At 41.4% G+C, this 19,570-nt stretch carries 19 protein-coding genes and 9 tRNA genes; 13 read left to right on the plus strand and 15 right to left on the minus strand.

All coding sequences use genetic code 11. The features are described 5' to 3' along the window. The first annotated feature begins 61 nt into the window (after positions 1–61). The 6 genes from IEZ33_RS17915 to IEZ33_RS17940 all read left to right on the plus strand — a co-directional run bounded on the left by IEZ33_RS17915 (position 62) and on the right by IEZ33_RS17940 (position 3,898). Positions 62–679, plus strand: coding sequence for an LPP20 family lipoprotein (locus IEZ33_RS17915; protein ID WP_191601362.1), 618 nt, complete (start codon positions 62–64; stop codon positions 677–679). Next, a complete protein-coding gene (locus IEZ33_RS17920) occupies positions 679–1,893 on the plus strand; it encodes a flagella assembly protein FlgT (protein WP_191601363.1) in 1,215 nt (404 codons plus the stop codon). Before IEZ33_RS17915 ends, IEZ33_RS17920 begins: the two co-directional genes overlap by 1 nt. Positions 1,894–1,935: 42 nt before the next feature. Beyond that, positions 1,936–2,166: a cell division protein ZapB gene (locus tag IEZ33_RS17925; protein WP_191601364.1), complete on the plus strand. Its 231-nt coding sequence runs from the start codon at positions 1,936–1,938 to the stop codon at positions 2,164–2,166. Then, positions 2,163–2,627: a hypothetical protein gene (locus IEZ33_RS17930; RefSeq protein ID WP_191601365.1), complete on the plus strand. Its 465-nt coding sequence runs from the start codon at positions 2,163–2,165 to the stop codon at positions 2,625–2,627. The genes IEZ33_RS17925 and IEZ33_RS17930 overlap by 4 nt, the downstream gene beginning before the upstream one ends. Before the next feature lie 154 nt (positions 2,628–2,781). After that, positions 2,782–3,756, plus strand: coding sequence for a ProQ/FINO family protein (locus IEZ33_RS17935; protein ID WP_191601366.1), 975 nt, complete (start codon positions 2,782–2,784; stop codon positions 3,754–3,756). Between the two features lie 58 nt (positions 3,757–3,814). Continuing rightward, positions 3,815–3,898 (plus strand) — tRNA-Tyr (locus IEZ33_RS17940). A gap of 176 nt (positions 3,899–4,074) precedes the next feature. Here the strand turns inward: IEZ33_RS17940 and IEZ33_RS17945 are convergent. From IEZ33_RS17945 to IEZ33_RS17990, 10 genes are all read right to left on the minus strand, one after another. Further along, entirely contained in the window at positions 4,075–4,386 is a 312-nt protein-coding gene (locus IEZ33_RS17945; RefSeq protein WP_206696875.1) for a hypothetical protein, read from the minus strand. A 4-nt stretch (positions 4,387–4,390) separates the two neighbouring features. Continuing rightward, positions 4,391–4,466 (minus strand) — tRNA-Lys (locus IEZ33_RS17950). A gap of 20 nt (positions 4,467–4,486) precedes the next feature. After that, a tRNA-Pro gene (locus IEZ33_RS17955) sits at positions 4,487–4,563 on the minus strand. A gap of 2 nt (positions 4,564–4,565) precedes the next feature. Further along, positions 4,566–4,641 (minus strand) — tRNA-Asn (locus tag IEZ33_RS17960). A gap of 41 nt (positions 4,642–4,682) precedes the next feature. Beyond that, a tRNA-Lys gene (locus IEZ33_RS17965) sits at positions 4,683–4,758 on the minus strand. Between the two features lie 21 nt (positions 4,759–4,779). Next, a tRNA-His gene (locus tag IEZ33_RS17970) sits at positions 4,780–4,855 on the minus strand. 25 nt (positions 4,856–4,880) lie between these two features. Then, positions 4,881–4,957 (minus strand) — tRNA-Pro (locus IEZ33_RS17975). A 1-nt stretch (position 4,958) separates the two neighbouring features. Next, positions 4,959–5,034 (minus strand) — tRNA-Asn (locus IEZ33_RS17980). A 39-nt stretch (positions 5,035–5,073) separates the two neighbouring features. Further along, positions 5,074–5,164, minus strand: a tRNA-Ser gene (locus tag IEZ33_RS17985). Positions 5,165–5,226: 62 nt separating this feature from the next. Next, the gene (locus IEZ33_RS17990) at positions 5,227–6,315 is read right to left on the minus strand and encodes a polysaccharide deacetylase family protein (protein ID WP_191601367.1); all 1,089 of its coding nucleotides are present in this window, start codon (positions 6,313–6,315) and stop codon (positions 5,227–5,229) included. Positions 6,316–6,506: 191 nt separating this feature from the next. Here IEZ33_RS17990 and IEZ33_RS17995 point away from each other — a divergent pair, with 191 nt between their 5' ends. The 3 genes from IEZ33_RS17995 (at position 6,507) to nudC (ending at position 9,642) form a co-directional block, all read left to right on the plus strand. Beyond that, entirely contained in the window at positions 6,507–7,712 is a 1,206-nt protein-coding gene (locus IEZ33_RS17995) for a glycine C-acetyltransferase (RefSeq protein WP_191601368.1), read from the plus strand. Then, positions 7,713–8,738: an L-threonine 3-dehydrogenase gene (gene tdh / locus IEZ33_RS18000; RefSeq protein WP_191601369.1), complete on the plus strand. Its 1,026-nt coding sequence runs from the start codon at positions 7,713–7,715 to the stop codon at positions 8,736–8,738. It abuts the gene before it with no gap. 97 nt (positions 8,739–8,835) lie between these two features. Beyond that, a complete protein-coding gene (gene nudC / locus IEZ33_RS18005) occupies positions 8,836–9,642 on the plus strand; it encodes an NAD(+) diphosphatase (RefSeq protein ID WP_191601370.1) in 807 nt (268 codons plus the stop codon). A 136-nt stretch (positions 9,643–9,778) separates the two neighbouring features. Here the strand turns inward: nudC and ppnN are convergent, their stop codons facing one another. The 3 genes from ppnN to IEZ33_RS18020 all read right to left on the minus strand — a co-directional run bounded on the left by ppnN (position 9,779) and on the right by IEZ33_RS18020 (position 13,765). Next, a complete protein-coding gene (ppnN, locus tag IEZ33_RS18010) occupies positions 9,779–11,152 on the minus strand; it encodes a nucleotide 5'-monophosphate nucleosidase PpnN (RefSeq protein ID WP_275672784.1) in 1,374 nt (457 codons plus the stop codon). Positions 11,153–11,245: 93 nt separating this feature from the next. Continuing rightward, positions 11,246–11,725 carry a peroxiredoxin gene (locus tag IEZ33_RS18015; protein WP_191601371.1) on the minus strand — a complete coding sequence of 160 codons (480 nt, stop codon included), beginning with the start codon at positions 11,723–11,725 and terminating at the stop codon, positions 11,246–11,248. A gap of 60 nt (positions 11,726–11,785) precedes the next feature. Continuing rightward, on the minus strand, positions 11,786–13,765 hold the full coding sequence (locus IEZ33_RS18020; protein WP_191601372.1) for a HAMP domain-containing methyl-accepting chemotaxis protein: 1,980 nt from the start codon (positions 13,763–13,765) through the stop codon (positions 11,786–11,788). Between the two features lie 240 nt (positions 13,766–14,005). On the opposite strand from IEZ33_RS18020, the gene IEZ33_RS18025 reads away from it, so the two are divergent. From IEZ33_RS18025 to IEZ33_RS18035, 3 genes are all read left to right on the plus strand, one after another. Then, positions 14,006–15,412, plus strand: coding sequence for an aminotransferase-like domain-containing protein (locus IEZ33_RS18025; RefSeq protein WP_191601373.1), 1,407 nt, complete (start codon positions 14,006–14,008; stop codon positions 15,410–15,412). Between the two features lie 261 nt (positions 15,413–15,673). Continuing rightward, positions 15,674–16,084, plus strand: a complete 411-nt coding sequence (locus IEZ33_RS18030; protein WP_191601374.1) for an energy transducer TonB — start codon at positions 15,674–15,676, stop codon at positions 16,082–16,084. Positions 16,085–16,089: 5 nt separating this feature from the next. Further along, a complete protein-coding gene (locus tag IEZ33_RS18035; protein ID WP_191601375.1) occupies positions 16,090–16,605 on the plus strand; it encodes a DUF501 domain-containing protein in 516 nt (171 codons plus the stop codon). A 50-nt stretch (positions 16,606–16,655) separates the two neighbouring features. On the opposite strand, the gene IEZ33_RS18040 is transcribed toward IEZ33_RS18035, so the two are convergent. Further along, positions 16,656–16,940, minus strand: a complete 285-nt coding sequence (locus IEZ33_RS18040) for a hypothetical protein (protein ID WP_191601376.1) — start codon at positions 16,938–16,940, stop codon at positions 16,656–16,658. A 126-nt stretch (positions 16,941–17,066) separates the two neighbouring features. Then, positions 17,067–18,554 (minus strand): glycerol kinase GlpK, encoded by a 1,488-nt coding sequence (gene glpK / locus IEZ33_RS18045; RefSeq protein ID WP_191601377.1) that lies wholly within the window; start codon positions 18,552–18,554, stop codon positions 17,067–17,069. Positions 18,555–18,699: 145 nt separating this feature from the next. Here glpK and IEZ33_RS18050 point away from each other — a divergent pair, with 145 nt between their 5' ends. After that, entirely contained in the window at positions 18,700–19,464 is a 765-nt protein-coding gene (locus tag IEZ33_RS18050) for a DeoR/GlpR family transcriptional regulator (protein ID WP_191601378.1), read from the plus strand. Positions 19,465–19,570 lie beyond the last annotated feature (106 nt).

Raw genomic sequence — 19,570 nt, forward strand, 5'->3', positions numbered from 1 at the left:
TAATAAAATGCCACAGATCATTACACGTGGTACGATTACCAAAAGATTAGGAGACATTGCAATGCGCTTTCTAAAACCTGTGTACCTTTTATGTTTTGCCAGTTTATTTCTAACGGCATGTAATGCAATTCAAAACGCAAACAAGTGCACAAGTATTGCACCTTGCAATGGTAATACTGTTAGTAATTCTCTTGCCGATAATAACAGCGATAGCCCTTTCGAGATCGTGGATGTTATTCCAAGGGAGCCTATCATCATTAATGCTACCGGCTATTCTGCACCTATAACCAATAAAAAATTTTCTAAGTCACAAGCGAAACTGCTCTCGTTACGAGGCTCTAAACTTGACGCTTACCGTAATTTATCTGAGCGCGTATATGGCTTAAAAATTAATGGTACGTCCACTCTTAGTAATATGATGACTCAAAATGACGAGTTAAGAACCTTTGTCGATGCTTATCTTGTTGGTGCTAAAGTCGTTTCTCAAAGAGAGCTAGATGATGGAAGTTTTGAAACCGTTGTTGAAATGGCACTACAGGAAAACTTTCGTCGATGCGCAGGCTCTCCAGAAAGCATACGAACCAACCCAGCTTGCCAAATTAGACCCTCTTATCGCAGTACTGGAAACAACAGCACCTCCTCAAAGAACAAAACCAATAACTTTTACTCTGTAGAATAATGAATAAATTCATTAAACACTTAATCACCAGCGTCATAGGCTTAATGGGCTTAGCCGTTAGCTACACCTTAACTGCCGCCAGTATTGAAGCGTCTGGACAAGCGATTATTTATAATAATGACATTGAAGACGCACGTTATAGAGCGACTGAACAGGCCATCAAGCAAGCGGTTTTACAATCCAGCGCGACCTTAATGTCAAACGACTCGTTAAATAATGGTGAACTCAATTCATCCATGCATTTGCAAGCTTCGGGATATGCCGAATCAACAGAGATATTATCAGAGACTATTTCGGATAATATTCTTCGAATTCGTATATCCACCGATGTTACAGATGATATGCAATGTCGTAATGGTGCGACGAACCTTTACCGCAAATCGGTTGGCATTACTGGTTTTGCCTTACAAGTACCACAGCAAGCTAATTTAGGGGCGCTTCACAATATTACACGAGGCTTCCCTAAAAGCTTAACCGATGAAATTAATAGACAAGGCTACCTACACGCACTAGCCGCAACCAATACCATTATTTATCCAGACCTTATTAATGCACCAACCTCAACCAATGTCGACGGATCGTTAACCGATGTAGCACGAATTGGTGAGGACTTAGGCGTACAATACGTGATAAGTGGCGTTATTCGAGACATCGATGAATTATCCCCTCAACACCCAGATCAAGACACACCACTAAATTCTCTTTTAAAGTGGGCCAATAAAGAAACCAATGCGCGCACTATGATGCTAGACATCTATATATATGACGGTTTTAGCGGTGCGTTACTTTTTGAAGCAGGCTATCAGGAATCAGGAGACTGGACACTTCCTCGCAACAAAAAAGTAGGCTTTGGGTCTTCTTTATTTTGGAAAACAAATTACGGTAATATTGTGCAACAAATTTTATGGCAAGCGTCTTTAGATGCTAGCGAAAAACTACGCTGCCAGCCTTTTGTTGCTAACATATTTCGTACAGAAGGAAATAAAATACACTTGAACGCTGGCTCTCTTGCAGGCATCAAGACAGGCGACAAATTTAATGTTTATCGCCGATATGAAATTTTTGATCAACTACAAAATGCCCAAACACAACTGAACAATGCCAATATCAATGTTACCATTACCCAAGTACAGCCTAATTTCGCGATTGGAGAATTAGCTGTTGATGCAAGAATTTTGAATGTACAGCAACAAGATGTTGTTATCGCTTGGTAAATCACTACAATCAACACAATACTTTTTTAACAAGGACATCACATGAACAACGAATTGCTACATCACTTAGAACAACGTATTAATCAAGCTGTTGAAGAAATTAATGCTCTTAGAGGAAAAATTTCTGACCTAGAAATGAAAAACTACGAGCTAAGTGAAGAAAAAACTGAGTTAGAAGCTAAATTCTCTCAGCAAGAAGAGCAGCAAGCAAATTGGGAGAACTCATTAAACGGTATGCTTTCTCGCTTAAACCAGTTGGATAAGCATCAATGAGATACGCTGCCGCCGCTGCATTGATGCTAACAACATTAAGTGCCAATGCAGCTGGCACTTGGTCTACATTGCTCAATTATGACCATATTTTTAGCAAACCCTCCACAGCGACAAGTAACACAGATTCAATTCTATCTGGCGCTATGGAGTATACCTTTCCACGAAGCTTAGCTTTTTATGGCGGAGCGTCTTTCTTCTTACGAGACAGCTTTGAAAGCACGCTTCATCTTGGCGCTCGCTTCTACAGCATGGACCCAGTGACCAGAGTGGGCAACGTTCCTGTCTGGAGCTTTATTGGTTTAGGTAATTATTTCGTTACTGATAACGCCTATTATCCTGAAATAGGGCTACGCATTGGCATTAGTCAACAGTCTCGAATTGACGTAACATTGAAAGTACTGAACAGTAGCGACACCGCATACGATAACCATGCTGCTTTAGGTATTGGTTTTGCGTTTTAACTATGAGGCCAGTTAAATCGGCTTCATTCTGTTTATTATGTTATTTATCAGCACAGACGCTTTCATAGCCATCTCTGCTTTACAGCTCGATATTATTGTTATTTAAGACTTTCATAATTTTAGATAGCATACGAAGCGATTAGGTTTTGTTTTTATGGATCAACTTATTCAGCAACTTCAACACAAAGTTGCTTTTCTACTCCAAGAGCTCAATGATGCTCGTGCAGAAATCGCGGCACTAAAAAGAGCAACATCTACTGCTGGCAGTGAAGATACAACGTCTCCATACGACTTACTGAGTCAAATGAACAATTTAACGCCCAATGATCAACTCCAGCTTTACATTGAAGACTCCCTTGATATTGAAACGGCAGAATCGACTGAGCCCACAGAAGACAGGGAGGATTCAGAAAATCAGCTTAGCTTTGACTTACCCCCTGAGATAAACCTGTTTGACTCAATGATAGAAAATACGGACTTAACGCCACACACTCCCACTACTGAAAACGCATACGCAACTGAGAAGCAAGTGACCTTAGAAGAATTAACTAATTTTGAAGACGCCTCTACGGAAAAAAATACTGACCTCACTCACGCATCAGAAAGTGACTCAGTCGAGATGAAAAAAGAAGCCATGCTCAAACCCACAGACTCAGAGCCTGTAGGCCAAGAAGCAGAAGCCTCTACAGAAGAACAGCAGCTTGCCAGAAAGCGTAAAAAGAATAAACAGAACAACATTAAGCTTATTCAATTACTAGAAAGAAAATACCCTAAAGCGTTTAATTGGAATAACCCTTCTCCCCTGAAGATCGGCATTGATAAAGAAATGCAACTTGATGACGAATTAACAGAGAGTAAATTAAAACGCGCCTTAGCCGCTTACACACGCTCTGATCGCTATAAAAAGAGTGTAAATAAGCAAAAGTTGCGTATCGATTTAGATGGGAAGCCTATTTTACCGAAAAAAGCAGCAAAAAAACCAATCAAAGCAAACACCGAGAATACGGTCAAACCAGTCATTGATAAAGCGATAACAAATAAGGTTGAAGTGGAGCCAGATGACGGCCTTTCAAACGAAGAAAGAATGAAGCGTAAATTAAATCTGCTTTTATCAAAAAATAAACACTAATTTAAAAAAAACTATTTACAAAGCACAAAGGCATAGATAATATATGCCGCGCTGCTGTGGAGGGGTTCCCGAGTGGCCAAAGGGAGCAGACTGTAAATCTGCCACGAAAGTTTCGGTGGTTCGAATCCACCTCCCTCCACCACATCAGCATCTTCTACGAAAACACACTTCTAAAAATTCCTTACTGATTGATACCATCCATAAAAAGCACCTTCAGACCCAGTCTATAGCGCTAAACCCACCTAATCCACTACACTCACTTTATAAACTAAAGTTACCCAGTAAAACCACACCGTACTGATAAATCCGCACCACACATCAATATAAAGCCACGACAACTCCATAGACGACATAGCCCCAGCGAAAGCCCACAAAAACAGCGATAAGCGATAAGCGATAAGCGATAAGCGATAAGCGATAAGCGATAAGCGATAAGCGATAAGCGATAAGCGATAAGCGATAAGCGATAAGCGATAAGCGATAAGCGATAAGCGATAAGCGATAAGCGATAAGCGATAAGCGATAAGCGATAAGCGATAAGCGATAAGCGATAATTTTAAACGTTAGGCTTAAAATATAAAGGCGATATAAAAATTTTTTACAGAGGATAAAATAATGAGGGATACACAAGAAGTGGTGGGCCGTACTGGATTCGAACCAGTGACCAATTGATTAAAAGTCAACTGCTCTACCAACTGAGCTAACGGCCCGCTCATGCATTAATAAACAATGGTCGGAGTAGAGAGATTCGAACTCCCGACATCCTGCTCCCAAAGCAGGCGCGCTACCAGACTGCGCTATACTCCGGATGGCTCCTCGAACTGGACTCGAACCAGTGACCCAATGATTAACAGTCATTTGCTCTACCAACTGAGCTATCGAGGAATCAAGAATTTCCAGAAAGAAATTGTCATGAAGATTAATAGTGGTGGGTCGTACTGGATTCGAACCAGTGACCAATTGATTAAAAGTCAACTGCTCTACCAACTGAGCTAACGACCCAACTATAATGTTCATCAGTAATGGGGTGGACGATGGGGCTTGAACCCACGACCGCCGGAATCACAATCCGGAGCTCTACCAACTGAGCTACGCCCACCATTACTAGGTAGTGATTAAATTAGTGGTCGGAGTAGAGAGATTCGAACTCCCGACATCCTGCTCCCAAAGCAGGCGCGCTACCAGACTGCGCTATACTCCGATGGCTCCTCGAACTGGACTCGAACCAGTGACCCAATGATTAACAGTCATTTGCTCTACCAACTGAGCTATCGAGGAATTACTAATTTAGTTGCTGCAACACACTTTTATTTAAAGTGGCGGAGGAGGAGAGATTCGAACTCTCGGTAGGCTATTAACCTACGCCAGTTTTCAAGACTGGTGCATTAAACCGCTCTGCCACCCCTCCGTTGCGAGCGAGGTGTATATTACTGATTTCAAAATTCAGTGCAACCACTTTTTGCATTTTTTTTAATATTTTTCGCTTTTTTCCATTACATAACCCTCTTCCGCTCTTGGTTTGACCCAAACATTAGAAAACCAATGGTAATGAGCCCCTTTATTTGCGGGCATAGTGCAGTTTATCCGTCCTCGGCCATAGGAAAATGGCTCGGCGGCCGTAATCGCTACTTTTTGCGGCGCTAGCCATTCTAGAGAGGCTTTCCCTTGACCTGAAACATAACAGTTAAGTTCTTTGGTACGATATTGGCCATTTTTTAAAGTCAGCGTCATAGTGACAGGATCATCTCCCGCAAAATCACCTTTTGTTTCAACCGCATCTAAAGGCATGGGTATAGAAGATAGCTTTGTTTTCAATGCCTCTAGATCGGCATAGGCACCAGCGGCCGGAAAACGAGGTAAATTGGTAAAGTTTGAATCGACCCCCACCACACCAGATTGCTGTCCGAAGCCAATAATGCCTTCTTGCGTTAAAAACGCTCGTATAGCGTCATTCGATTCCCCGTAAGGATAAGCAAGCATTTTAGGAGATTGCCCTAATTTATCAATAAGCAATGTTTCAACTTGAAGAACTTCATTTTTAATACGCTCAAACCAGTCACCATACGTTTCACCTTTCTCCTTACGCACCATATAAGGGTGACTGATAGTATGGTTAGCCATAACACCACCATATTGTTGCATTTCACGCATGTTGTCCCAGGTCAAAAACTGCCTATTACGTTTTAAGACTGGGTCTGAATTAATAAAAACAGTAAAAGGAAAACCTTTTTCCTTTAAGATTGGAAAACCATTGTCATATATATTTCTATAAGCATCATCAAAGGTTATCGCCACGGCTTTATCAGGCAATGCCTTCCCAGCCCTCAGAGTATTTAACCCTGATCGTAAATCGATGACTTGAAAACCTTCATTTTGAAGATAGTCAAGATGTGCTTGAAATTGAGCTGGGGTCACCGACGTCGAGAAAGGCGTCGTTTCATCGACGTGATGATATTGCAATATAGGTAAATGGTATTGATCAGCATGAACACCGAAAGACAAGGACAAAAAAGCACTCGCAACCAGCCCTGTTACATGGAACTTAACTAAAGACATCATTCTCACCACTCTATTTTTATAAAACATAATAACAAAAAAACCAGATAAGTAACTTCCCGAAAATACTCAAAAACACGCCCGTTATACCAAAACTGTTACGGTCAAAATACTACGTCACTGCATCTACTTACTTTTGACGCGGTCTTCTACACTCAATAAAAACGTAACAAACTAAAAAATGAGGGTACATCATGAGCAAGTCAGCCTTTTTAAATAACCTTGAACACCAATTAGCCGAACTCAAAGACCAAGGCTTATTTAAAGAAGAGCGAATGCTATTATCGCCCCAGGCAGCGCAAGTTACAGGCAATGGCAATCAGTCGCTCATCAATCTATGTGCTAATAACTATTTAGGGTTGGCTAATGATCAAAATATTGTTAACCATGCAAAGACAGCACTCGATGAATACGGCTATGGAATGGCCTCTGTACGTTTTATTTGCGGCACCCAGTCAATACACGAACAACTAGAACGTCAGTTAAGTGAATTTCTTGGCATGGAAGATACTATTCTCTACTCTTCTTGCTTTGATGCTAATACAGGCTTATTCGAAACCCTACTTTCTGATAAAGACGCCATCATTAGCGACGCATTGAATCATGCAAGCATTATCGATGGAGTAAGACTGTGTAAAGCCAAACGTTTTCGCTACCAAAATAACGACATGCAAGACCTTGAGGCGCAATTGCAGAAAGCGGTTGCAACAGGTGCCGAAACAAAGCTCATCGTTACCGACGGCGTTTTCTCTATGGATGGTATCATTGCAAACTTAAAATCTGTTTGTGATCTGGCCGATAAATACGATGCATTGGTCATGGTCGATGACTCCCACGCTGTCGGTTTTCTTGGTGAGAACGGTCGAGGCAGCCATGAATACTGCGACGTCATGGGACGTATTGATATTATAACAGGCACCCTTGGTAAGGCACTTGGCGGTGCATCCGGTGGCTACACAAGTGCCTCAAAGCCAATCATAGAATGGTTGCGCCAACGATCTCGTCCTTATTTATTTTCAAACTCATTAGCGCCAGTGATTGTGTCCACTACCCTGCATGTGCTTGAAAGGATCAAATCGGATCATCAGTCTCGAATCGCCATTAAGCAAAATAGTCACTATTTTAGAGAGAAGATGACACAACTCGGGTTTACATTAGTGCCAGGAGATCATGCCATTATTCCAGTGATGCTCGGAGATGCAAAAGTATCACAAGTTATGGCTAAGAAACTCTTTGAGAAAGGCGTTTATGTGACTGGCTTCTATTACCCAGTCGTGCCTCTTGGAAAGGCTAGAATTCGCACGCAAATGTCAGCTACACTCACACAAGAACAACTGGATTATGCTATTGATGCCTTTGCCTCAGTAGGCAGGGAACTTAATATTATTGGAGCGTCATAAATGAAAACCTTAGCCAAAATACATAGCACCCCAGGAATATGGATGACTGAAGCCGACATTCCTGAATATGGCCACAACGATGTTTTAATAAAAATTCGCAAAACCGCTATTTGCGGTACCGATATGCACATCTATCACTGGGATGATTGGGCGAAAAAAACCATTCCCGTTCCAATGACAGTAGGGCATGAATTTATCGGAGAAATTGCCGCTGTTGGTCCAGAAGTTACTGAGTTCAATATAGGGGATCGAGTCTCGGGTGAAGGCCACATCACCTGTGGCCATTGCCGTAATTGCCGTGCAGGCCGTAGACACCTTTGTAGTAAAACGATCGGGGTAGGCGTAAATCGTACTGGGGCCTTTGCGGAATATCTTGTTATCCCTGCATCGAATGCGTTCAAGATACCTGACAGCATTTCTGACGATATCGCCTCTATCTTCGACCCTTTTGGTAATGCCGTTCATACAGCGCTTTCCTTTGACCTTATAGGTGAAGATGTTCTTATTACCGGTGCAGGTCCAATTGGAGCAATGGCCGCCGCCATTTGCCGTCACGTTGGCGCCCGTAATGTGGTGATTACCGATGTTAATGACTTTCGTCTAGAACTTGCTAAAAAGATGGGGGCGGACAGAGTTGTTAACGTTACTAAAGAAAGTGTAAAAGATGTCATGGCTGACATGGGTATGCGAGAAGGCTTTGATGTAGGCCTAGAAATGTCAGGTAACGATCAGGCATTTAACTCCATGTTGACTAATATGAATCATGGAGGCAAAGTCGCCATGCTCGGTATTCCAAGTGAAGGCACCGTTATAGATTGGAACCAAGTTATTTTTAAAGGCTTACATATAAAAGGCATTTATGGCCGAGAAATGTTTGAAACTTGGTACAAAATGGTGGCCATGCTTCAATCAGGGTTAGACATTAGTCACATTATTACTCATCACTTTTCTATCGATGATTTTCAATCAGGCTTTGACGCCATGGCATCTGGTTTGTCAGGTAAAGTCATCTTAGATTGGACCTAGCGCTATCTAACCAATTTCTGAAAAGAATTGACGCGATCACTTGCGTCAATTCTATCGAAAAGGTAGCGTTAAGTTTTCGCTTAATCAGAGCCAAGACATGCTAACCATTGGAACAAGCACTCATCCAACACCTCATCATGAGGCCCTATTCCTTTTAATGTATAGAGGAAACGTTCTGACGACAGGAGAATTACAACACTACCTTGTCACGATTGATCAATTCCAACCTGATGCTCAATCCCAACCCGTATTTTGTGGTGAATGGCATGGCAAGGATGTATTCGCCTGCCTATTACAATCTGTGCCACCACGCTTCCAAGAAATCGACTTACGAGAACTCCTCTTTGCTCAAGATGAAGCGGGGTATTATTTACTTAGCCGCGCACGACAGTTGGCCACATGGGAATCTGATCATCGGTTTTGTGGGCGCTGTGGAACAAGTTTTAAAAAGAAACACGATAATGAGCACACAAAAATATGCCCTAAGTGCAACCTTAGGCATTACCCACGCATTTCACCTTGCATCATTGTTTCAATTCGTAATGACAACAAAATATTACTTGCTAGAGGGATTCACTCAGCGGTCAATCGGTTTAGTAATATTGCCGGTTTTGTTGAGGCTGGAGAAAGTCTTGAGCAAGCGGTTGTAAGGGAAGTTAAAGAGGAAGTAGGTCTCGTTGTTAACAATATTCAATACTCATCCAGCCAGCCTTGGTCTTTTCCACACCAGCTAATGGTCGGTTTCTTGGCAGACTATGTAAGTGGGGAGATTGTTCCCGCCCCAGGTGAAATAGCAGAAGCCGCATGGTACAGCATTGATGAATTGCCTGCCATTCCTCCACCAGCGACCATTTCAGGCCAAATCATTCTAGAACAAATTCAACGGATAAAGGCAGAAGGTTGATTTTTAATCGACGATACATATTTTTTTCACCAAGACGCCATCTCTACAAAAAAAGCCCCCAATAATTGTTGTCCAACTATTGGGGGTCAGCTCATATCTTATTTTTAATGGGCTTTTTACTTTACAACCCATTCTATTAGTGCGTTACGACCTTATAACATGGAACATAGGTGCTTCCAGGCAGCTTCATACGTTGTTGCAAAACAAAGGCTTGCAGTAATGCATCCAACTTAGCCAAAAGCGTTTTATCTCCATGAATTTCAAATGGCCCATGGGCTTTGATATAGGCAACCCCAGAGGCCTTCACATTACCAGCAACGATCGAAGAAAACGCTCTCCTTAAATCGGCTGCAAGTAAATGCACTGGTTGGTCAAAATTAAGGTTTAACGCCGCTACCTTTTCATGAGTCGGTTCAAACGGATGCTGGAACTCCTCAGGGATATGCAACTTCCAATTATAGTAGAAAGCATCATGGTGAAGACGACGGTAAGTTCTTACCTCATCCATTCCATCCTTCATCACTTTAGCGACAGCGGCCTCATCATTAATAATAATGCTGTATTTCTCTTGTGCCTCTTTACCTAGCACATCACCAATAAATTCATGTATTTGCTCAAAGTAAGCGGCACTTTCTTTTGGACCTGTAAACACCACCGGGTATGGAATATTGGCATTTTTAGGATGCAATAAGATCCCCAGTAAATACAAAATTTCTTCTGCTGTGCCTGCGCCACCAGGAAACACAATAATGCCATGCCCTGCTCGAACAAAAGCTTCTAAGCGTTTCTCTATATCCGGCATAATAACAAGTTGATTAACAATGGGGTTTGGCGATTCAGCGGCGATAATTCCAGGCTCAGTTAATCCAAGATAAACGCCATCTTTAATTCTCTGCTTAGCATGAGCGATAGCGGCACCTTTCATCGGGCCTTTCATCGCACCAGGACCACAGCCTGTGCAAATATTAAGATCTCTTAAACCTAACTCATGGCCGACTTTTTTAGTGTAATCATACTCATGACGAGCAATAGAATGGCCGCCCCAACAAACAATTAAATCTAAATCATCTGAACGCCTTAGAGCATTAGCGTTGCGCAATAATTCAAAAACAACGTTAGTGATTTTATCTGAACTGGCGTTATCTAAGCCTTTTTCTAAATTGTACTCATGGTAAGAAAAAATAATATCTCGAAGCACTGAAAATAACATTTCACGTACGCTGCGTATCATTTTACCATCAACGAATGCACTGCCAGGTGCATTAATCAATTGCAGTTTAACGCCCCTTTCTTGCTGTACAATACGAATGTCAAAGTCATTAAACTCATCCATTACCGCCTGTGCATCATCAGAATCACTGCCACAATTCAAAATAGCGAGAGAGCAGCGACGAAACAATTGATATAACGAGCCTGAGCCTTCAGAAATACGAGCTATCTCATCTTGAGAAAGCATTTCAAGCGCACCTTTAGGTGCAACAAGTGCATTCACGCGACCTTCATACTGCATTGATCGCCTCCTTTTAAAATTCGTTTAGTTGAAATAACATAGTGGTATCAGAACGTTATTTTATCAAGTGATAAAAAAACCGCTTGCGCGGTTTTATAGTTGACTCAATACATATTCAGCTGAACTCACATTAAACTCGCCCGGTTCATCAAGCCATAACTGGCTGATAATCCCGTTATCCACTAGCATCGCGTAACGCCGACTACGAATACCCATTTTTGCGGCTGAAATATCCAACTCTAACCCCATGGATTTTGTTAGTTCGGCTAGCCCATCCGCCGCCATAACAATATTATCGGCATTACTCGCATTACCCCACGCGTCCATTACAAACACATCATTCACAGATAAACAGACGATTTCATCGATACCCTTTTCCTTAAATGCATCAGCATGGGCAACAAACCCGGGTAAATGACTTACGCTGCATGTTGGAGTAAATGCACCAGGTACCGCGAACAAAACGACTTTTTTACCTGAAAAGAAATCCGTAATATTAATAAATTCAGGCCCATTTTCACCCATTATTTGAAACTGACCAATGGGTAGCATATCCCCAATTTGAATTGACACTTTTCCTTTCTCCCAATTAAGTAACCACATTTAGAGTATCTATCTAAATGTGGTTACATCTTACATTTTACGAATAGTAAACTGCTTCAATAAATCTTGTTGATGGCCAGCTAATTGCTCCAAAACAATACTGTCTTTCGCTGTATTCTCAGCCGCTAGTGACGCTTTTTCAGACATATTGGCAATATGGTGAATGCTTTGACTAATATCTTTAGTCACCGCAGATTGCTGCTCTGCCGCCGTCGCTATTTGAGTTGTTAAATCTCTAATCCCTGAGACAAGCGTTTGCATTTCTTGCAATGACACCCCAACTTCTTGAACCTTAGTTACGCTATTATAAGCACTGGCGCAACTTTTAGACATGCTAGAAACCGTCTCTTTCACACCACTTTGCAACTCAATAATCACTCGTTGAATTTCTTCGGTAGAACTATGAGTTCGTGTGGCCAATGTTCTTACTTCATCGGCCACAACGGCAAACCCTCGGCCCTGCTCACCAGCACGAGCCGCCTCAATGGCCGCATTCAAAGCCAACAAGTTTGTCTGTTCGGCAATCCCTTGTATCACTTCCAGTATTTTACCAATACTCTGAGAGTGCTCATCTAGAATATTGACGGCTTTTGCAGAAGCCTCTATTTCTCGTACAAGCATCTCAATTTCACTGATATTAGCGTCCATTTGATGGCGGTTATCCAACGCTTTTTGATCTACTATTTGAACTTGACGAAGTGTTGTTTCGGAGCTTTCAGCGACTTCCTGAACCGTTGACGCCATTTCAGTCATGGCCGAAGCCACATTCGTAGTTTGTTCATTTTGAGAGCTCATAAGCGCTTTGGACTCATTCGCTAAAACAGAACTGTTTTTAGCCGAGTTTGACACTTCGGTAGACGCTTTATTGATGTCAGTCATGACACTTTCTAACTTATTCACCAAATCATTCACCCAACGAGAAAGCTCACCAAACTCATCATTAGAGGAAATTTTCACTTGCTTAGTTAAGTCTCCTTGAGCAATTTGACCCAATACAGACATAACTTCGCTTAATGGACCTTTAATACTCCGGCTAACCCATAGAGCAACCAATAAAGCAATGACAATTGAAATCAGAACAATAATAAGCGACGCTAACCGAGAGACATCAGCCGCGCCAGAAGCATCATCACGAGCGATTTTTCGGGTTCCGTCAGCTAAGATCAACAAGTTATCTGTGTTTTGAGAAATGGTATTCATTATTTCTGAAAGAGATTTGGCGTTCTCAACCGATTTTTGCTGCATCTCTAGGAAATAACGATAGCGCATCACTACACCTTCATCAGGAATAACGGCGTCTTCTACTTCTTGAATTAGAATTTCAATATTTTCATCTTGTATGTATTGCATTTTGTTATGAACATCAGAAAACAGACGTTCCAACGAAGCGTAAAGTACACCTAAGTAATCAATGTCTTTTTGATCAAAATAATCATTTACAGTCGCTTGCATACTTTCCATTTGAGTAATCATATAAGTTGCAGCGAATTTAACTTCGGAATCATCTGATTCAACTAATACCTGCAAATCTTCAATGGTAAATAATACGGAGTCCTTTAAATCAAGTTTCTCCTCTAAAACAATCGCCTCGTTATCGATCATTGCCCTATGATTCGCAAAGGCTTCTTGAGAAATTCGGTAAAACTCGCCCGCCTCTGCCTCTATTAAGGACAATTCAGATGACATATTCGATCTGTTTTTTATGAGTTGGCCTAGCTTTTGAGAGCGCTCAGAAAAGCGTTCTTTATGCGCCATAAACTCTTCTTCTAATAATGAAAAATCTTCTTTGTCTCGGCTCAAAAGAAATCTCAGCATGACGGAGTTAGATGCCATCAACTCATCTTTAATCTGATTACTTGACATCACAATGTCAGCCACGTCACCAGTTACCACATCTAATTTTTCTTCAACTTGCTTTAGACCTAAAAAGCCCGCACTGGCAACAACAATGATTAAAAGCACCAAAACAGCAAAGCCGCTCAAGATTCGCTGTATTACTGATAAAGACATTAGGCTCCCCTTAAATGAAAACAGATCAATACGACCCATTAGTAAACCGTTCGATGAACGTTAACACATGCCACACTCACAAACATTTAACTTGAAACAAAAAGAATATAAAACATTTTTATGTAAATAGAGTTTCAAAGCGACCAATATCCTGTTCATTTAGTCAATTGATTTATTTAAGCACCTCAATCTGTTAAATTCCAACACTAATCTTCTTTTCCAAACATGTGCCGCAAATTTATGGAACAACCTTTATACGAAAAAATTGCTAATCAAATAGAGCAACAGATTTTAAACGGTGTTTTTTTACCTGGCACAAAGATAACATCCGTAAGAAAGTGCAGTAACCAACTAAATGTAAGTGTTGCAACCATTTTACAAGCCTACAGTCTATTAGAAGATCGCGGAGTCATTAAGGCTAAGCCTCAAAAGGGCTATTATGTGCAAGATATACTTCCTAATACAAAGCAAACAGAAATTATTGCTCCTGCCAAAGTAACGGACTCAGTTCCTATTTTAATTAACAAACTGCTGCACGCATCACAAGATGACGCCATAATACAGTTTGGCGCCGCCATACCCGAAGGGCAATTTCTACCGATCAGACAGCTACAAAGATCTGTTGGCCGGTTAATGCGCTTAGAGCCTGAGATTTGTGCGGCGTATGAATTTACTCCAGGGGCACTTAGCTTAAGACGACAAATTGCTATTCGCATGCTCGACTCGGGTTGTAAAGTACAGCCTAGCGACATCACTATTACCTTGGGTTGTCAAAACGCCATTATGCATGCTCTCAAAGCCGTCACTTCATCGGGCGATACCGTCGTTGTTGAAACGCCTACCTACCATGGTATTTTACAAGCCATTGAAGTCCTTCATCTGAAAGCCATCGAAGTACCTTGTCTACCCGACTCAGGTATCGATTTGGATCATTTAGAGAAAGCACTTAACAGATGGGACATAAAAGCCTGCTTAGTCACACCAAACAATCAGAACCCTACGGGCTCATCGTTAACTAAAGAAAGCAGAGAAAAATTACTTAAGATATGCAATCAACATAATACAACTATCATTGAAGATGATGTTTATGGCGAGCTGAGTTATGAGAACAAGCGCGAAAATTCTTTAATGTCTTACAAGGAATACAGTAATGTTATTTATTGCAGCTCATTCTCTAAAAGCATTGCACCTGGCTTTCGTGTTGGCTGGATAATTGGAGGTCTGCAACAAGAGAAGATTGAGTATTATGCTTCTGCACAGTCACTTGCAACACCAACACTGACTCAAAGAGCACTTGCAAACTTTTTAGAAAACGGTGCTTACGATAGACACTTAAGAAAAACCCGCCAAGCCTACGAAGAAAACATGCATCGATGCCGGTCACTCATTGCTCAATACTTTCCTGAAGGTACCACCATATCGAAACCCTCTGGAGGGTTCTTATTATGGATATCGTTACCTAAAAATATTGATGCACTTACGCTTCATAAAAGTGCATTACTAGAAGGGATAGGTACGATTCCCGGCTTAGTATTTAGTATTACCCCTAAATTCACCCATCACCTCAGAATCAATTACGCCATTTCGTGGAACAATAAAACAGATACGGCCATTAAGAGAGTCGGAGAGCTCTGTCAGGAACAATAGGCCGAAAAATAGCTGGCTATTTACTAATCGTCACAAAATAAAATCCCCCTTTTAGTGGTAAGTTTGCCGGTTTTATCTTATCCCTAATAAGGTAGAGTTAGATTAAAGCTTTTATATAAGATAAGCTTATGATTAATTAATAATTAAAACTTATTTTAACCTGTACAGGCAGTGCAAAAAGCGTACAATTCGCACTCTTTTTTAAATTAATCGACCTAACGGCCGATAGTTTTATTATCATCTTAATTACTGGCATTTGTGATGGAATTTGTTGATCACCCCCAAGACATACCACTTCAAATTAAAGAAGTTAATGATCGAACGTTTCCAGAAACTTCTTTTGATCGAGTTGGTTTTGCTGGCATTACCTGCCTTTCAACACGTGCTTATGAAATGGGTCAATCTGTACAGATCACCCTAAAAGAAATTGATCCTAATTTCTGTGTTACAGGTCGGGTTGCTTGGTGTGATAATCATCAAGCTAGCTTCAAAATTGCGATCGAATTCCCAGAAAAAGAAGATTGCTTTTGTGTCAGAATGGTTGAACAATTATCACAAATCGAACACTACCGACGTCAAGCCAAAACCCAAGGCCGACGCTTAAACTATAATGAAGCCGCGGCAGAATGGATAAGTAAATTTGCCGCATCCTTCCCAGCTTTTACGATTTAATTTTTATGAACACAACGCTTAGTCAGGAACAACTTGACATTATACGCTCTCAACTAGGTCGCGAGCCTAATGGGATCTCAGCTATTGCTCACTCATCTCCAAATGCTATTCCACAAGTACTGCAAATGGAGAGCTGGGTCTTTAACCAGCCATTCCCTACATTGTACTGGCTTTCAAGCAAAGCAATAGATAAAGCCCTTGCGCGTATTGAAAGCCTAGGCGTGGTTAAGCAGTTAGAGCAACGGATCAAGGATGACTCGGAGCTAAGAGAAGCCCATCACAAATCTCACAGAGATTACATTCAAAGGCGATGGGACGCTATGCTACCTGAACATAAATCAATCATTGAGAAAAAAGGATTCTCAGGCTTATTTGATACCCTAGGCATTGGTGGTATAGCAAACTGGGATCAAGTACGATGCTTGCACATGCAATATGCTCATCACCTTGCTGGAGACAATGTCATTGGTAGAATATTAGACGAAGAATACGATATTAGAGCCATTGCCGACGCCGAATAGTGTATAAAAAAAGGGCTCAATAGAGCCCTTTTTTTATACATTTTCATTCGTTATTCTTTTAGCCATTTCTTTAATTCATCCGCCGAGTCAACTTGAGCTAAACCCTCGCGAAGTTTATTAAACGCGGCGGCGGCCACCGCAGGACGAGAGGCGTAAGTCGTCAAAGCGCCACCAGTCCAACCTGCCATTTTTAACGCTTCCTTTTTAAATGTATTGCCAGCTACACCATGACCACCAAGTGATAATAATGCATCTTCAATATCCAAGTAACTTGGTCTTTCCGCGCCAAACTTCATAAAGTCATCTTGCTCAACCGCATCAAATGTTTTTGTCATGAATAAGAGTCCTATTATTTTAATATATCCATTAAAGTTATCCATATCAGACAAAATAAACAAGGTATTTTTAAGTAAGAAACTTAAAAATACGATTGAAAACACCAAAAAATAATATTCTTACTCTCAATCCACTTTTGTTTTAACTCGATTGATGGCTTCTAGCCACCCTGAGTACAATACATGACGTCTTTCATCATCCATTTTTACATTAAATACTTTATCTACACGCCAAAAGTTTGATATTTCATCCGTAGACTCATAAATACCAACCTGTAAACCGGCAAGAAACGCCGCCCCCAAAGCGGTTGTTTCCGTTACTTGTGGACGTTCCACACGTATGCCGAGCATATCCGATAAGAACTGAACAACAAGATCATTAATGACCATACCGCCATCAACCCGAAGAGAGGTAAACTTAGCGCCATCTTGCTCCATCGCCCCAACGAGATCCTTCGTTTGATAGCAAACAGAACGTAGCCCAGCACTAACAATATCTGCAACACTCGTGTCTCTTGTTAACCCAACCATGGCTCCACGTGCATCAGGGTCCCAGTAAGGCGCTCCCAAGCCTGTAAACGCAGGCACTAAATAAACAGAATCATCATTACCAGCACTTTCAGCCAGTGCCTTTGTTTCTTTAGCATCGGTAAAAAGTTTTAGCCCATCTCTCAACCATTGAATGGCTGCCCCAGCAATAAAGATACTGCCTTCAAGAGCGTAGGTCACTTTACCGTCCAACCGATAACCTACGGTAGTTAGCATTTTATGCTCTGATTTTAGCGCTTTATCTCCTGTATTGATGATCATAAAGCATCCTGTTCCGTAAGTACTTTTCACCATTCCAGGCTCAAAACACGCTTGACCAATAAGCGCCGCCTGCTGGTCACCAGCCATCCCCGTAATTGGAATTTCTGCGCCAAAGACACTCTCATCAGTGACCCCAAAGTCAGCACTGCAATCCATCACTTCAGGAAAGTTGACACCTTCAATACCCAGTAAAGAAATAAGTTCTTCATCCCACTCTTGCGTATGGATATTAAACGCCATCGTTCTAGCCGCATTGGTCGCATCTGTTTTGTGAGAGCGCCCATTGGTTAAACGCCACAGCAGAAACGCATCTACTGTACCAAACATTAAGTTACCTTTATCTCTTAACGTCTTTGCTTCTGGTACGTTATCAATGACCCAACGAATTTTAGTGGCCGAGAAATAGGGATCAATTAGCAAACCTGTTTTTTCTTGTACCTTGTCACTCAACTCTTGATCAACCAAGGACTGGCAAAATTTAGTCGTACGTCTATCTTGCCATACGATGGCATTATAGACAGGCTCACCTGTTTCCTTATCCCAAAGCAATGTTGTTTCGCGTTGATTCGTGATCCCTATCGCCGCTATCTCTTGGGCATGTATGCCTGTATCCTTTAATACTTTTATGCAAACAGAAAGTGTAGACGACCAAATTTCTTCTGGTTTATGCTCTACCCAGCCATCATGGGGGAAAACTTGGGTAAACTCTTCTTGAGCCTGACCAATTCGCTTCCCCTTAGCATCAAAAACAATGGCTCTACTGCTGGTTGTTCCTTGGTCGATTGCCAGAATATACTTTGTCATGTCGTCGCCTCTTATTGCTGCGTATATGGTAAACAGATGTCATTTATTTTTATTTTCGAACATTTCATGTTCAAGTTTGAATGCTGCATATTAAAACCACTGCAGCCAATGATAGCAAGTTAAAAAAATAGGAGAGCTTTACTCAATGGGTCAACAAACACGACAAGAAAAAATAGTGTCTTTAGTTCAGGACCAAGGTTATATAAGCATCGATGATCTCGCCGCTCACTTTAAGGTTACACCACAAACCATGCGCCGCGACATTAATGCTCTTGCCAAAACCAACCAAATTCGTCGTCATCATGGTGGTGCCAGCTGTGACTCTAGCACAAGCAATGTGTCTTACGCACAACGCCAGGTTTTAAGTCACGATGCAAAACACGCTATCGCCCAGAGAATCGCCGCAGAGATACCAGACTATGCCTCTCTTTTCATTAATATCGGAACCACTACAGAAACGGTCGCAAAAGCCTTATTACAACACTCTGGGCTACAGATCATCACAAACAACCTTAATGTAGCCACAATACTGAGCAGTAAAGAAGATTTCACCGTTATTATCGCTGGGGGCAAAATTCGCTCGCGTGATGGCGGTATAATGGGAGAAGCAACCATTGATTTCATTAGTCAATTTAGAGTGGACTATGGCATTATTGGAATCAGCGGCATTGATCCAAGTGATGGGTCTTTACTGGATTACGACTATCAAGAGGTACGTGTTGCTCAAAGCATTATTAAAAACTCACGTACAATCTTTTTAGCGGCGGATCATGCAAAATTCGGACGCAATGCGGTGGTACGTTTAGGTAACATTACTCAGGTAAATAAGTTGTTTACGGATCAAGCACCTCCGCAAGCAATTCAAAAACTACTCATAGAAAATAATATTGACTTAGAAATTTGCTCCTAATGTCTATGTCTCCTTATAAATAACCGGTTTAAAGCCTTCGAAATAAGTAAAACTTGGTCACTTCTCAACCAAGTATTGCTTATAATCTCAGTTTGATCTACTCTTC

This window comes from Marinomonas algicola (assembly GCF_014805825.1).
Classification (GTDB): Bacteria; Pseudomonadota; Gammaproteobacteria; order Pseudomonadales; family Marinomonadaceae; genus Marinomonas; species Marinomonas algicola.

Coding starts and splice junctions, on each gene's coding strand:
- IEZ33_RS17990 (WP_191601367.1), bottom strand. CDS start 6,315: ATGATGTCTTTAGTTAAGTTCCATGTAACAGGGCTGGTTGCGAGTGCT.
- IEZ33_RS17995 (WP_191601368.1), top strand. CDS start 6,507: ATGAGCAAGTCAGCCTTTTTAAATAACCTTGAACACCAATTAGCCGAA.
- IEZ33_RS17935 (WP_191601366.1), top strand. CDS start 2,782: ATGGATCAACTTATTCAGCAACTTCAACACAAAGTTGCTTTTCTACTC.
- nudC (WP_191601370.1), top strand. CDS start 8,836: ATGCTAACCATTGGAACAAGCACTCATCCAACACCTCATCATGAGGCC.
- IEZ33_RS18035 (WP_191601375.1), top strand. CDS start 16,090: ATGAACACAACGCTTAGTCAGGAACAACTTGACATTATACGCTCTCAA.
- IEZ33_RS17925 (WP_191601364.1), top strand. CDS start 1,936: ATGAACAACGAATTGCTACATCACTTAGAACAACGTATTAATCAAGCT.
- IEZ33_RS17920 (WP_191601363.1), top strand. CDS start 679: ATGAATAAATTCATTAAACACTTAATCACCAGCGTCATAGGCTTAATG.
- IEZ33_RS18050 (WP_191601378.1), top strand. CDS start 18,700: ATGGGTCAACAAACACGACAAGAAAAAATAGTGTCTTTAGTTCAGGAC.
- IEZ33_RS18025 (WP_191601373.1), top strand. CDS start 14,006: ATGGAACAACCTTTATACGAAAAAATTGCTAATCAAATAGAGCAACAG.
- IEZ33_RS18040 (WP_191601376.1), bottom strand. CDS start 16,940: ATGACAAAAACATTTGATGCGGTTGAGCAAGATGACTTTATGAAGTTT.
- IEZ33_RS18020 (WP_191601372.1), bottom strand. CDS start 13,765: ATGTCTTTATCAGTAATACAGCGAATCTTGAGCGGCTTTGCTGTTTTG.
- IEZ33_RS17930 (WP_191601365.1), top strand. CDS start 2,163: ATGAGATACGCTGCCGCCGCTGCATTGATGCTAACAACATTAAGTGCC.
- glpK (WP_191601377.1), bottom strand. CDS start 18,554: ATGACAAAGTATATTCTGGCAATCGACCAAGGAACAACCAGCAGTAGA.
- IEZ33_RS18030 (WP_191601374.1), top strand. CDS start 15,674: ATGGAATTTGTTGATCACCCCCAAGACATACCACTTCAAATTAAAGAA.
- ppnN (WP_275672784.1), bottom strand. CDS start 11,152: ATGCAGTATGAAGGTCGCGTGAATGCACTTGTTGCACCTAAAGGTGCG.
- tdh (WP_191601369.1), top strand. CDS start 7,713: ATGAAAACCTTAGCCAAAATACATAGCACCCCAGGAATATGGATGACT.
- IEZ33_RS17915 (WP_191601362.1), top strand. CDS start 62: ATGCGCTTTCTAAAACCTGTGTACCTTTTATGTTTTGCCAGTTTATTT.